A 13,393-nucleotide genomic window follows, 5' to 3' on the forward strand; every position below is an offset into this window, starting at 1 on the left:
ATGACGCTGCGCAACACCATACTCATCAGGATGGTCCTCCTGATCTGCGCCATTGCCCTTGCCCTTTCCGCAGTATTCTTCTGGATATTCAGCGATGACGTACGGCAACGCGCCCAGCAAGCAGTTGACGCGACCTTCGCGTTTTTTGAGGACAGCCTGCAGCGCAGGCAACGGGAAATCGCCCGCGAGGTCGAGAAGGTCAACCAGCCGATACATGCTGGACTTGTTCACGCGGCTTCGGAGCGTAACGGGAAACCGGTCCAGAATGACGACGCTGCGAGCGCCCGGATTGCCGAAATGGTGGCCGCTACCCAGCCGTTGACGGATCAGCTTTTCGCATTGGCCGAGACCTTGGGAATGCGGGGGATACGGATCGCCCTATACGACCAACAGGGCACGCTGCTGCTGCTTTTTTTTAACGATGCCCCGATGTACTATACTGTAGGTCTCTACCTGCCGGAATTCGCACCCGGACGCCTGCTCGTGCAACGCCGCGTGATCGTGCAGGCCGGAGGCTCGGTGACCCGGGTCGTCCAAGACGAGAAGCGTCTCCTGACTCCATCGATCATTGCGCACATGGATTTCGTCGCCCTTCCACCGGGGCAGGCGGAAAAAATCCAGAGCGCAGCCGTGGCTGGATATCCCCAGGGACAATTCGCCCTCCTCGACCGGATGCCCGCCTTGCGATTGCGGATTCCGGTGCATGGCACGCCATCAAAATTCGGCTACTTTGCATTGAACACCAGTTCCAACAACGATGAGACAAACAGCGGACTGCTGGAATTGACTATGCAGATGACGCCCGGCGACATCCAGCATGTCGCGGCGCTGACCCACACCCAGATCAATGCCTTCGTGGAAGGCGAACTTTCCTGCGGCACACTGGAGTCCTATCCAAAGCTGGAAAGCCCCTCCCCTGTGCCGGTCAGCTTCGACGGACTCATCAAAAAACCACAGCCCAGTCCCGTCGTATTCAGAAACGCTGGCGGGCAAAGCTATTATGAAAGCCTGCTAACCTTCGGCAACAGCGAGGGCCCGGTGGCGACCATCGCTGTGCTGCTTCCCAGAGATGTGGAACGACGAGCCACGCTGATTTTGTTGTTGAGCATAGGGGGCGCGGGCCTGCTATTTGTGCTGCTGACCGGTGCGGAGGCGGTCCGGGTCAGTCGGCAGGTCTCCGATCCGATCAGCCGTCTCGTTGCTGCCATGCAACGGCTGGCCAGGGGGGAGGTCGCCCCGGTAGAGGAACTCGATGACCGCCCCGGGCAGGCCGGTATTGTCGAGGTGGGTCACATGAATCATGCCCTGCATGTTCTTGTGCGAACCAATGCCGAAACCATCGCCCTGGCCGAAGCAATAGCCGCTGGCGACTTTCTGGCACAGGTCACGCCCCGCTCCCCCCAGGATCGGATGATGCATTCTTTAAACGCCATGGTGCAGCAGTTGTACGAGCATCAACGTCTCACCACCCAGGCCATCGAAGAGGCACGGGTTGCCAATCTGACTTTGGCAGATGCCAATTGCAAGCTTGAAGCGTTGAGCAGTACCGATGCGCTGACCGGAATCGCCAACCGGCGGAGGTTCGATGAAACCCTGGAGAGGGAATATGCCAGCCATGTCCGCTTAAAGGCAGAGATGTCGCTCATCCTGCTGGATGTCGATTTTTTCAAGCTCTACAACGACCATTACGGCCACCAACAAGGCGACGAATGTCTGCGCCGTATCGCCGGGGTGTTGTCGGGATGCGCCAAGCGTCCCTCCGATCTTGTTGCCCGCTATGGTGGAGAGGAGTTCGTCTGCATCCTTCCAGACACAGACATCAGCGGAGCGATCTATGTGGCGGAGTGCATACGACAGAGCGTCATGAAACAGGCAATTCCCCATGCGCGCTCAGAAATTTCCGACCGGGTAACTGTTAGTCTGGGCGTCACGAGCTTGCGTTGCCACTCCGAAACGTCACCGGCTCATTTGCTTGAGCAGGCAGACCGATATCTGTACCGAGCCAAAAACGCCGGGAGAAACCGGATTGAAAGCCCCCAGTCTGACGCGCCTTGAGGGGGACTGCTCCCGGTGCCTAGCCCAGGTGTGACGCCGCAGGCGACTTTTTCTGCCGTGATAAAACATCAATAGGCAACGCAATGCCTACGGATTCTTCAAATCCATCTTGCGCGGCCGGGACAGCACCTGCTGGGCGGATTTGCCAGAGGTGGAGGCAGAGGACGCGCCCTCGGCAGTTACAGCAATTTCCCCGCCGTCTGCCCAGGCGCGGGCCAACGTCTGCCCGAATGTTATCCAAAATTTCCTCGTTATCCCATATGGTTGGCCAAGATGTTATCCAGCCCGGTTATCCACATGATAAAAGGGGTCAGGCCAAACATGACCTAACCCCTTGATTTTATGTTGGTGCGCCCGGCAGGATTCGAACCTGCGGCCGTCTGCTTAGAAGGCCGACCTTTAATTTACAACAACCTAGAATAACTTGATTTTATTTGAGAAAAGATAACACCCTCCGGCTAAAATGACCCAAAATAGCCCATAGACGGTTATCCAGAGGTTAGCCACCCGGGGGGTTATCCGGGCAGATCCGGTAAGCCTGTTTCCCTACGCTTGGTGCGTTCGAAATCCTCGCGGACCATGTCGCGTATCGCGGCGGCTTTGAGATCAACGCATTGGATGGCGTCCCAGTCCGGTTCCTGGCCGACCTTTTGCATGAGCAGACCGTCCGCACCGAACCAAAACGGCAGCAAGCCGCCCAGAAAGTACCCCCTGTCGCGCAGCACCGCCGCAGCCTGTGGAGCGCCCCCGTCGCCAAGGTTCAGGAATATCTGGAGCACGCCTTGTGGTCCGGCCTTGGCTTCGGCCGCGGAAACAACAGCGCCAAAATCCCTGCCGGCCCGGGTTACGGTCAGGCGCATGAGGCCGGTCTTCTGGATGAAGAAAGGGCTCGCCAGGGTATCCCCCGAGAGCGCCGCCGCAGAAGAAAACACTCGGGGGAGCGCCAGTTCCGCATACATCGTCTCGCAAAACGTCCGGTATGGCTCGGGCGCATGCACGTCGCGGGAGGTCTTTTCGAACACCTTGAACATCAACAACAGCGAGATGTCGCGAGCCCCGTCGTTCTCCTTGGCCTGGACGCCGGACGACATGCATTCGACCTCGAGTCCGGTAAATGCCAAGCCCCTGGGCAGAACGATACGTTGGGAAACCGTATGGTTGCTCACGGCCTCAAGGAAGACCACGGGGATTCGCAGCTGCTTGGGCAGTTTGTCGTGGGCCACCAGGCTGAATTCCGTGCTGAGGCCCCTTTTTCGATAGCTTTTGAGGACCATGAGCTGTCCGGCTTCGTATACGCCGGGATTGGGCGCGTGGCGAAACAGTCCGAACAGCCCGACCACCTCCCCACGCGGCGTCCGGGCGACCACGGTGTATTGGTCGTCCGTGGCATTGCGGCGGATGATCTCCTTTGGGTCGTAGACATGCTCCAGCGGAAAGGTATCGCCGTATGTCGCATAATAGGCCAGGGCGACGCCCAGGGCGTCCTCGGGACGAAAAAGCTCTATCGTGACATCCTGGCCGGGTTCGATCTCCCGGTGCGAGTCTTGGAGTTTGCGGATCAATTCATCGCGTCCCATTCGTGTCCCCTTGGCCCCGGTGGGTTCCATTGTCTCGGCAGGAGCGGAAGCGGATGTCATGCTCCAAGGCACACATCGCCCACCACCAGTTTCTGGCTGAGGAAATCCACCATGGAAAATCGCGGGGCAAAGACCGGTTCGCGGTCCACGAGCCCGGTTCCCCGCAGCAGACAGGTCAGGACTTCGCAGGCGAGAAGTGTGTTCGCCGCCAGAGCGCCAATGGCCGTTGTGGGCGCAATGCCGGAAGCATATGCCCCGGCAATGCGATCCATGACCGGAGGGTTGAACAAGTCCCCCATAAACGACGGCAAAAGACCCCGCCTGCCATCGGACTTCTCCTGCACCAGCCGCCAGAAGGCCTCCGGCATCATGCCGCCGGGCTCATGGGCCACCAGCAGGGCACCGAAGCCGACGGCCCCGCAGGTGAACATGGGCAGACCGTGTTTTTCCAGCAGGGGAGAGGTCATCGCCTTGACGTCGTGGCCTTTTTCCGCGTCGATGACGCCGACATAGACGTCGGCACCGGCCAGGAACCGTTCGAGGTTGCCGCCGGTGACCCCCTCCGGGAAGCCTTCAAGCTCCAGGGCCGGATTGATGGACCGGGCCAATTCTCCATACACCTCAAGCTTGGGGCGTCCCATGGTCTGACCGAAGGCCCCGGCCTGCCGGTTCATGTCCGGCGGGTCGAAAACGCCGTTTTCCGCCAACCGAAAACGTGTCACCCCGCAACGGACCAAGGCCAGGAAGGCACCGCCGCCCACACCGCCCAGTCCGGCAAGGGCGACAACCTTGTCCCGCAGGACCGCCAGTCCGTCCTCGGTGAAGATGGGCACCGCCCGGTTCAGGAATGTACTGGCCATGCTCACTCCCGGCATCCCGGTGCGCAGTCGCAAAGGGAGTAGGTGGTTTCGCCGTGGCTGTGGCGATCCTCCTCGCTTATACGCAAATCGCCGAGCAGCTCGGCCATGACTTCCGGTTCATGGTGGTAGCCGAGGGCTTCCACCTCCCGCAGCGCCTCCTCCCGGGAAAGCAACCCGAAATAGACCCCGGCGCTGACTTCCACGATGGATTGCGGAAAGGCGGTGGTACGCATGTTGCGAAAACGCATGTTCTGGCAGTAATCCTTGACCTTTTCGAGGCGGCAGCTGGTGTGCAGCAAGCTCTTCTGTCCCGGAGGCATTTTCCAGTCCATTTCCTTATGCATCAAATCCGTCGCCGCACGCCAGGAGCCGTACAGCGCATTCGTCTTCAAGCGGAGGAATTGCGGCACGAAAGCGGATGCGTCCTGCTTGGCCCGCGCCAGGAACCGGTCAAGCGGTCGGTAGATCGGGTCGAGGACCTTTCGGATAGAGCTCTGGTAGCGGATGAACTCCGCTGTCAGGGAAAAAGGATTGGCGGGCTCGGGAGGGCTGGCCGTCATCCCCAGGAATTGAAGGGTCTGCTCGCGAATGGACGGGGGCGCGGGCGGCACCTTCCCGTTGCCGCCTTGCAGGTTGCGCATGACATAGCTCATGACCGCCAGTTGGACTTCCTCGACCCCCTGCATGACCACCGGAATCCGTTCCTGGGCGGCGAGCGGAAAAAAAAGGACGTGGGCCACGGTCGGGCAAAGGCAGGGCATCCCTACCTGGCCGAACTGGGAACGCATGGCCTCACGAATGACGTTTATCGGCAAGGTGCGTTCCACCAACTCGACATCCGGCAACAATTCAAGGGAGCGGCGGATGTTCCTGCGGCAGGTATCGTTGGTATAGGGCATGTTCCAGGAGGCGGCCAGGACGCGCAGCCCGAGCTTTTTCGCTAGATACCACAGCAGATAGGTAGAATCCTTGCCGCCGGTGCATAGGACCATGACGTCGAAGCGGGAGTCCCTGTTGGCGGCGGCGATCGACAGCAACGCGGCGTCGTCCACCGTATTGCGCGGCCCGGCGGAACCTCCCTCCTGCTCGGCCAGCTCATAGCACTGGCAGAAGGCGCACACGCCCCGGGCATCGAATTCGAGCCCCGGCAGCAAGTGATCGTCGGCCACGCATCGGGTGCAGGTCCGCTTGTGATCGGCCGTGGACGGCTGCCGCTGATCCTGTTTGTCCACCACGATCCCCTGCGCGACCAGTCGCAGGAATTCCTCGCTTTCGCGCACGGTCTCGGGCAGGCGGTCCAGGGCAGCCGAACCATCGAGTCCGGCCAGGGTCTCGGCAAGGCTATCCGGCAGGGGCAGAACCGTTTCCTGGTGGTGGGGCGGATTGCGCAGGCCGTAATAGACAAGGACCTTCCCGTCTCGACTCTCCCGCACCGCCCATCGGTACTGGAGTACGGGATGCGCCGGCATGTGCATGGCGACCTCGTTTCGGCTTCGGCACGTCCGCATGGACGGCTTGCGCCCTTTGGGTATCGCTCCCCGTGCACTGCGTTTTCCGATTTCGTGGGGTGGTTTGCCGTGATCCCCCATGACGCTGACGCACGAGCGCGTATTTATTGTATGCCATGGGCGAAAGAACGTCGAGCGTATTTCCATCCCGCCGGCATTGTCGATTTGCCGCGCACCGGGGAATCCGATATTCTGCGGAGGCAGGACGCGAGCAACGGTCCACCAAGCCTGTTGCCGGGAGTTTCATATGTCCGATGACGTCTGCGTGTCGCTGGAGATTCCGGCGGAAACCGCTTTTGCCTGTCCCGTGGCCGGCCTGGCCGACGTCTTGGCGGAACGCGCGGGTTTCGGCCGGAGGGAACGCTACCGTTTCCAACTGACCGTCGAGGAATTCTGTCTGTACCTCGCCGGACTCGCCGCGGACAACCGGCCGCTCACCCTGGGCCTTACCGGCAAACGGCACCAACTGCGCGCTTCGTTTGCGTTCCAGGCGACGAACCTTTCCCTTGGCGCGCTCAATATCACTTCCCGCGCCACGACCGGAACACGCGTCGACACAGCCGAGGAGATAGGGGTGTTGCTGGCCGGCAAGGCCGCGGACCGGTTCCATCTCAAGCACAAGGGCGCGGATCGCTTCCTCCTCGAAGCCGAGGTGGACAGAGCCTACCCGGAGGCCGCTTCGGTCCGTCATCCCGAGGGCTTGCGCCCACCCTACACGATTCGCCCGGGCCGTGATTCGGCCCAGCTCACACAGGCCGCCGCCCTGGCCAGCGCCGTCTACCCGCCCTGGCAATGCCCAAGCAGCTTCCGCACGCCCGGCAAGTTCCCGGACATGGTCGCCGATGGGCAGACAACTTGCGTTGTGGCCTGCGACGCGAAGGGACAAACGGCCGGTCTGCTGGCCTGGAGTCCGTGCAGCGAGCAGGGCCTGTATTTTTCCGGACCCTTCGTCTTTGTCCCCCCCGAAGAAGCCGCCAACGTGGCTCGGCTGCTGGTCGACGGCTTCCTGGAGACGGTGGCCCGCGAGTCGTACAGCATCGTGCTCAGTTTTCGGGCCACTTCCGATCTCCCCGAGGCGTCTTTCGAGACCCTGGGCTTCCTGCAATCTTTCATGGACGGCCGATTGGAACAGCATCCGGTCGTCTTTCGCCATCTGCGCGAGGATAATGGTTTGGCGGTCTGGTGCGCGCCGCAACTGGAGGACTTTCTGCGCCAGACGTATGACCGGTTGGCCCTGCCCCGGGACATTCTGCCCGTGGACGCGCCGGCCGGCCGGCCCCGGCGGGAATCCCTGCTCGGCGCCACCTATGACCGGGTGCGCAATTTCGCCGAGTTGGAGCCGTTTCTCGACGGCGAGGACCTCACGGCGAATTTGGCGACCCATGTGGCGGCCTTTCGCCGCAAGGGTATCGGCACCATCCTCTACACCATGGACCTTGCCGTTCCCTGGGAAGCGGCGCTGGCCGGCGACCTGATCCAGGCCGGCTTCGCGCCGGTGGCCGTCCTCCCCCAGGGCGGGCAGTCGGACAAGGTCATCTGGCAGTATGCGCAGCTTGCTTGATCTCGTGCCGGACTATGTCCGGTCTTTCGAGCGGTACGTCCCCAGCCGGCCCGATCCGGTGCTCATGCGCCAGTTCGGGGTGACGCACCTTTTTCGGCTCAACAACAACGAAAACGCCCTGGGACCGCCTCCCCTGGCCCAGGAGGCCATCGCCTCCTTCCCGCCCGAACGGGGCGCCATCTATCCCAGCGGCGACGCCTACGACTTGCGCCAGGCCCTGGCCGTCCGTTTTGGCAAATCTCCGGACCAGTTCCTGGTCGGCAACGGTTCCTGCGAGGTCATCAGCTCCGTCATCCGGGCCTTCTGCGGGCCTGGCGACGCCATTGTCACCGCGGACAAGACCTTTGCCGTCTACGAGTGGGTGGCGAAATTTTCCGGCATCGAGGCCCGGCTGGTCCCGCTGGCAAGCCAGGCCCTGTCCCCCGAGGCCATGCTGGCGGCTGTCACGGAGCAGACCAAGATCGTCTTCGTGTGCAATCCCAACAATCCCACCGGTTCCTGGTGGAACCGGGCCACCCTGGAGCGCTTTCTGACCGCCCTCGACGGCCGGGCCTTGGTGGTGCTCGACGAGGCCTACCGCGAATTCCTGGCCGATCCGGACTTCCCCGACGGCCTGGAGGTCATGGAGCGCCACGCCAACGTGCTGGTGTTTCGCACCTTCTCCAAGATGTACGGCCTGGCCGGCTTTCGAATCGGCTACCTGTGCGGCTCCCTGGAGGCGGTGGATATCGTGCGGCGCACCCACATCGCCTATTCGGTGAACAGCCTGGGACAGATCGCTGCCACGGCGGCCCTGGCCGACGACGCCGACCACATCGCCGCCACCCGGCGCATGGTGGACGCAGCCAAGTGCTCTCTGCGCGACCGGTTCGACGCCCTGGGGCTCGAATACGTCAGTGGCGCCGGCAACTTCATCATGGTCCGCACGCCGCTCTCCGATACCCTGCTCTACCGCAAGCTCATGCGGGAAGGGGTGATGGTGCGCACCATGACCGGCTTTCGCTACCCCGACTGGATTCGCGTCTCTCTGGCGCAGGAACAGGCCATGGAAGCCTTTGCCAAGGCCCTGGGAAAGATCCTGGGGCAGAGATAAACGAGTGGCAACGGGTTTGGAACCCGAACCAGCGCTAGAGAGCCTTGTCGGGCTGCAGCGATAGCTCTGTCGGGCTTGCCTCATACTCGGATTTGGAGATGGTGCGGAGCCGATGTCTCAGGAAGGAGCGGGGGGGGCCGGCAAACCGATGATGGTACACTGCGCAAACCCGCGACCTCCTCCTCCCCAAACTCATGTCCGGCGAAATCCGGGTCAAGGACGCTGAGAAAGCCGTGGGGGCTGTGCTCTGATGAAGGTCCTCTTCCTCGACGAGTCCGGCGACCACAACCTGTCCGTGATCGACCCGCAGTATTCGGGAGGCTCGACTTCGCGGTGGGGTACTTGGACTGTCCCAGGACGAGATCGCTTTCTATGATGCCCTGGCCGAGAACCAAAGCGCGGTCGATGTCATGGGGGACGCATCATTGCGGGTCATCGCCCATGAGCTATTGACCAGCCTCAAGGGCAGCATCACCGTCGATTGGGCACACAGGGAAAGCGCCCGTGCCAGGATGCGTGTGCTGGTGAAGCGGATTCTTAGGCGTCATGGCTATTCGCCCGACCTCCAGGACGCGGCTATCCAGGTGGTCCTCCAGCAGGCAGAAGCATTGTCGGCGCAGTGGGCAGCATAGAGACTTATCGTTCAAAGCGCCTGCCAGCTTGTCTCTTCGCACCACGCACAAAAATCATACGAAAATGCGATGAATTCGCTACGTTGCAATACGAACTACACGAATAACTTTTAAGATTCTTCAGCCAAAAGCGAGGCCTAATTCTTCTTCACCCTATGTGAATTAGCATCCTTGTCAGCAGCCCAATCACGAACAAACTGTCGCGATTTCTGATTGATCGCAGAGTAAGGCGCTCTAGATTTAACAAACCATTTGTGCACGTTATACATGTAAAGCAAATTCTTTTTCGAACACACCCTAAACGTATTATTATTGAATAAATTTGACTCTATCAAAACATCGGGATCACTCGACCGCTCGGGAAAAAGAATACCGCCGTGAGAAATACATGCCAAAAAATCATCAACATATTTTTCAAATTGTCTTGGCGTATGTATGTGAAAAAACGCTGCACCAATATCATATTTTTTGACTGCTCTTGATAATATTTTATCTATTTCCATTTGACTGTGAACGTTAATTGGTTCAAATATAGCCGTCGCATCAACTCTTTCGCCTTGATTGAATTTTTTTAAACTTGACATTGCAATTTCTATTGTTTTCTCATCATAAAGATGTCCAACAGAAGAAGGGTCAATATATTCGCATCCAGGAACATAATACAAGCCAATTCTTTTACCAAAAACAAAAACGGGCAACTTTTTATTGCCTTTTCTAGCTTTCTCGCCAAAGCCTGATGTGTCATAGCTAAAATCGATATCACTAACACCAAGTCGGTCATAAGATGAAAAAAGATCTTCTAGAACGGCTATGGCAAAACGGTCTTGGATCAAATTGATGCCAAGGAAGTGCAGTGAGAAAACTTTTTTATCATCTTCATTTTTTGCATTTAAAAAATCGATAAGAGCCTTGTATGCTGCGACGATGAACGGGCTCATAACGTTTGACGTGTCTTTTCTGACCCCGACTAGGCCGCCAATAGCTCTACGCTGAATACATTGACCAACCTGATATTCTTTATAAATATCTAGCCATATATCGTATAGATCGACTGTTTTGGCGTGCATGGCAAATATAAATTTTTCACAGAGACTCGGATGCGCCTCTAAAAATCTCATCGTTTTTTCGGTTATCTTCCTGTTGGCTGCTCCGATTGTTTGTTTGTTGTTATAGGACTTAAATTTTTCATTGAACGGCAAGTCGAGCGTAAAAATTCTATAAATATCAGACGAAGATTTTTCTACAAAGAAATGATACATATAGGCCATGACTCCAATACATTCTGGGTCAATATCTCCTTTTATGAAAGAATATCCACCGGAATCGATCCATAGCCTCATTTCATGACTTCGATATCGATTGACTAAAGCCTCGACACTGGAAGAAAAACTTGTAACTTTAATTTTTGCTTTTTTCTCTTCTTCGTCGGTTATTGAGAACGCGTTTGATTTAGAGTTCTCTTTTGAAAGTTCTTTAGTCTGCTTCCCAAACATACCTTTTAAAGACAACAATACGTCTTTGGTCTGCCTCAACACACTGGGGATGATATCAATGGTGTCCGAATAAGGCTTAACTCCGCTGAGGACGAAAACATATCGCATATGCATGAAACCTGTTTTTTGGATTCACTCTTTGTAGCCAGAGGTCCTTCAGCCGGGGCGGTAGCCCCAGGGATGAAGGAAAACCCCATGAAAAGCTCCACAAGCCCATAACTCGTTTCACGATTTTTCCTGGGCGAATTGTAAGGGCAATCCATTTTCTTCGTCAACAAAAACAGGGAGTGGCAATGGACTCGGGTGTGTAGATGACGCCGCCCTTCCTGCCCTCGTGCTTGGCAAATTCACCTAGGAAGTACTCGCACAGGCGCAGCCATTATTTTTACCATCCCGAAAAAAAAGCTTGCCCATGGCCAGGACAGAGGCGTATGAACAATCCGCAGGCCATTTTTGGCCTACCAACCGCCCAGGGGTAATTCAGGGCGGCCGTGACGATCCCCACCAATAAACAGGCAAGCGCTTGGTTGGTGAGGATTTTTTTATGCACGGCACTCCATTTACCCTTTCCCGCTCCCGAATTCTCTTTGACGGACGACGCCCCGATTGTGCGAAACTATGTGGGCGTGGTGCCCGATCTCCACCATCTCAGCCGCCGCTTGCCGTTGGCGGGGGCTTTTCCATTCAACATGGCGGCCAGCCGTTTGCTGACGGCTCATAAAACAACAGTAAAAGATATCGAGGCCACAATGACAAAACTTAAATTTAACGTTCAGACTTATGCTGTTCTTGGAAAAATTACTTCTTTTAACGACGTCGAGGGATAACTTATGAGCGGAATCTGGTTCGAAACTTGTAACGTCAAGGATGCTCTTGAAACTTTGGTCAAAATTAGATCGAAGTGTTCGGGAGACTGCAGCTCTCCAGCCGATGCTACGGCCTGCACACGCTGCGTTGCACTTGATGACTATTGTTACAACATCCTTACAGGCTTGAACAGCTACATTCATTTGTCACGCAACGGCTTGCTGAAATCCGAGCCAGCGGCGGATGCAGGAATGTAATTTAACCGACATGACGCCGGGGGAGGTACTGCCTCCCTCGGCCGATGCAGGATCGGGCTTGAGCCTCCTGCAGACAATTTGAAGGGTCCCATCAGCCAGCGCCACATCAATTAATGGCTGCCAATGGGATAAAAAATTATATTTTTTCGTTTTACCTGTTCATTGAAAACAAAATATACGAGATGCAGTTGAAGTGAACGCCACCGACTTCTACGTCAGCGGCTTCTATAGATATGCAGACGATGTGGACGGTCATGACTAGAAATAATTGGAGAAAATAATGATAGACGAAAATTACTATCAACCATTCGATTCTTATGACGATGATGAATTGCAGACCCAACGCTCCTCGGACCTTGACCTCGCAGAGGAAGACGAAAACGCCGACGATGACTCCGACTGGCCTCCTGCGCCGGAATCCACAGGACAGGACAACCCACCCGCAGGGATTTTCATCGATCCGTGGGCAGGCCACGAGGTCCCACCATCGTTCAACAAGCGCACCGTGGAGGCCCCGCAGCACACTCCGCCGCCAACGGCGACGCCCGGTGCGAGCCTTGCATTCGGCCCAACTGAGCCAGCTAATCCGGCCCCACCGGCGAACAAGGCGGGCGAGAAACCTATGACGCCGGCTGCCAAGCCACAAAACCCCTTCGCCGCGACCACGGTGAGACCAACGACGCCGCCAACCAGCAAGAAGGTTCCAGCGGCGACCGGCAAAAACGGCGGGGACGAGATTGAACAGCTCATCAAAATCGGCGAACCGTATCACTACTACTGTGACGATGTAATGACCGAATATGTCGACGTGCCTGGATTCCCGTATGCTGTTGAAGTAGATAGTAAAGAATTCATTGGCCACCTGACAACGACATTTTTGAATACAAATCATGCTGCTGTAAAATCGAGTACAAAACCTTTAGTTCGACATTTTCAGCACATTGCATGTCTCAACTCCAAGCAAGAAATAGTCAACAATCGATTTGCATATAAGATTGAAGGTGAATTCTTGACTATCGGGATTGATCTCGCCAACAGTCGTGGAGAAGCAATCGTTGTGAATCGCAATGGCTGGCACGTCACAGCAGTTCATGGTTTTAAATTCAAACGCTATCCCCACATGCACCCTTTGCCGGCACCATCCAAGAACGGCGATCTTCTGCCACTCTTTGATCTTACCAACCTGCAGCGCGAACAAGACAAGCTTCTCGTCGCACCATGGTTAGTGTGAGGTGGTCGCGGAAAATTGGACAGCCTGCTAAGCTATAGTCCTCAAGCGAGGAGGACGGTTTTCAATGTCCCAGCGACGGAAGTTTTCAGCGGAGTTCAAGGCCAAGGTGGCGCTCGAGGCCCTGTCCGGCGAGTTGACCTTGGCCGAGCTGGCCAGCAAGTACGATGTGCACCCGACGCAGATCGCCGGTTGGAAGCGTCAGGCCAAGGAAGGCATGGTTGCGGCCTTTTCCGGGAAGGCGGCGACGGTGCAGAAGGATGCCGCCGCCGAAATCCGGGAACTCCACGCCAAGATCGGCCAATTGACCGTGGAAAAGGAT

General features: G+C 57.1%; 11 protein-coding genes. 7 read left to right on the forward strand and 4 right to left on the reverse strand.

The window, feature by feature from the left end:
* The gene (locus Q368_RS24020; RefSeq protein WP_052360231.1) at positions 1-2,055 is read left to right on the forward strand and encodes a GGDEF domain-containing protein; all 2,055 of its coding nucleotides are present in this window, start codon (positions 1-3) and stop codon (positions 2,053-2,055) included.
* A 515-nt stretch (positions 2,056-2,570) separates the two neighbouring features.
* Here the strand turns inward: Q368_RS24020 and Q368_RS0116620 are convergent.
* From Q368_RS0116620 to Q368_RS0116630, 3 genes are read right to left on the reverse strand one after another with little or no spacing between them, the layout of a single operon-like run.
* A complete protein-coding gene (locus Q368_RS0116620) occupies positions 2,571-3,632 on the reverse strand; it encodes a GNAT family N-acetyltransferase (protein ID WP_029460179.1) in 1,062 nt (353 codons plus the stop codon).
* Positions 3,633-3,688: 56 nt separating this feature from the next.
* Complete coding sequence (locus Q368_RS0116625; protein WP_029460180.1) at positions 3,689-4,492, reverse strand: ThiF family adenylyltransferase; 804 nt, start codon at positions 4,490-4,492, stop codon at positions 3,689-3,691.
* Between the two features lie 2 nt (positions 4,493-4,494).
* Positions 4,495-5,967: an adenine nucleotide alpha hydrolase family protein gene (locus Q368_RS0116630; RefSeq protein WP_029460181.1), complete on the reverse strand. Its 1,473-nt coding sequence runs from the start codon at positions 5,965-5,967 to the stop codon at positions 4,495-4,497.
* 280 nt (positions 5,968-6,247) lie between these two features.
* Here Q368_RS0116630 and Q368_RS0116635 point away from each other — a divergent pair, with 280 nt between their 5' ends.
* From Q368_RS0116635 to Q368_RS0116645, 3 genes are all read left to right on the forward strand, one after another.
* On the forward strand, positions 6,248-7,561 hold the full coding sequence (locus Q368_RS0116635) for a hypothetical protein (RefSeq protein ID WP_029460182.1): 1,314 nt from the start codon (positions 6,248-6,250) through the stop codon (positions 7,559-7,561).
* Positions 7,545-8,654, forward strand: coding sequence for a histidinol-phosphate transaminase (hisC, locus tag Q368_RS0116640; RefSeq protein WP_029460183.1), 1,110 nt, complete (start codon positions 7,545-7,547; stop codon positions 8,652-8,654). The genes Q368_RS0116635 and hisC overlap by 17 nt, the downstream gene beginning before the upstream one ends.
* Positions 8,655-8,965: 311 nt before the next feature.
* The gene (locus tag Q368_RS0116645; protein WP_281174643.1) at positions 8,966-9,286 is read left to right on the forward strand and encodes a type I restriction enzyme endonuclease domain-containing protein; all 321 of its coding nucleotides are present in this window, start codon (positions 8,966-8,968) and stop codon (positions 9,284-9,286) included.
* Positions 9,287-9,423: 137 nt separating this feature from the next.
* Here Q368_RS0116645 and Q368_RS25845 read toward each other — a convergent pair whose 3' ends face one another.
* Positions 9,424-10,887 (reverse strand): hypothetical protein, encoded by a 1,464-nt coding sequence (locus Q368_RS25845; RefSeq protein WP_156955761.1) that lies wholly within the window; start codon positions 10,885-10,887, stop codon positions 9,424-9,426.
* A gap of 383 nt (positions 10,888-11,270) precedes the next feature.
* Between Q368_RS25845 and Q368_RS25855 the strand changes: the two genes are divergently transcribed.
* The 3 genes from Q368_RS25855 to Q368_RS0116665 all read left to right on the forward strand — a co-directional run.
* Positions 11,271-11,606 (forward strand): hypothetical protein, encoded by a 336-nt coding sequence (locus Q368_RS25855; RefSeq protein ID WP_156955762.1) that lies wholly within the window; start codon positions 11,271-11,273, stop codon positions 11,604-11,606.
* 517 nt (positions 11,607-12,123) lie between these two features.
* The gene (locus Q368_RS25860; RefSeq protein ID WP_156955763.1) at positions 12,124-13,074 is read left to right on the forward strand and encodes a hypothetical protein; all 951 of its coding nucleotides are present in this window, start codon (positions 12,124-12,126) and stop codon (positions 13,072-13,074) included.
* Positions 13,075-13,138: 64 nt separating this feature from the next.
* Positions 13,139-13,393 (forward strand): transposase (locus Q368_RS0116665; RefSeq protein ID WP_029460186.1); only part of this gene is annotated, 255 nt, incomplete at its 3' end.

The sequence above is a fragment of the Solidesulfovibrio alcoholivorans DSM 5433 genome (genome assembly GCF_000702665.1).
GTDB classification, from domain to species: Bacteria; Desulfobacterota; Desulfovibrionia; order Desulfovibrionales; family Desulfovibrionaceae; genus Solidesulfovibrio; species Solidesulfovibrio alcoholivorans.

What these genes read in the sequence shown, in the direction of transcription:
- Q368_RS24020 (WP_052360231.1), top strand. Translation starts at nt 1, where the DNA reads ATGACGCTGCGCAACACCATACTCATCAGGATGGTCCTCCTGATCTGC.
- Q368_RS0116620 (WP_029460179.1), bottom strand. Translation starts at nt 3,632, where the DNA reads ATGGGACGCGATGAATTGATCCGCAAACTCCAAGACTCGCACCGGGAG.
- Q368_RS0116625 (WP_029460180.1), bottom strand. Translation starts at nt 4,492, where the DNA reads ATGGCCAGTACATTCCTGAACCGGGCGGTGCCCATCTTCACCGAGGAC.
- Q368_RS0116630 (WP_029460181.1), bottom strand. Translation starts at nt 5,967, where the DNA reads ATGCACATGCCGGCGCATCCCGTACTCCAGTACCGATGGGCGGTGCGG.
- Q368_RS0116635 (WP_029460182.1), top strand. Translation starts at nt 6,248, where the DNA reads ATGTCCGATGACGTCTGCGTGTCGCTGGAGATTCCGGCGGAAACCGCT.
- hisC (WP_029460183.1), top strand. Translation starts at nt 7,545, where the DNA reads ATGCGCAGCTTGCTTGATCTCGTGCCGGACTATGTCCGGTCTTTCGAG.
- Q368_RS25845 (WP_156955761.1), bottom strand. Translation starts at nt 10,887, where the DNA reads ATGCGATATGTTTTCGTCCTCAGCGGAGTTAAGCCTTATTCGGACACC.
- Q368_RS25860 (WP_156955763.1), top strand. Translation starts at nt 12,124, where the DNA reads ATGATAGACGAAAATTACTATCAACCATTCGATTCTTATGACGATGAT.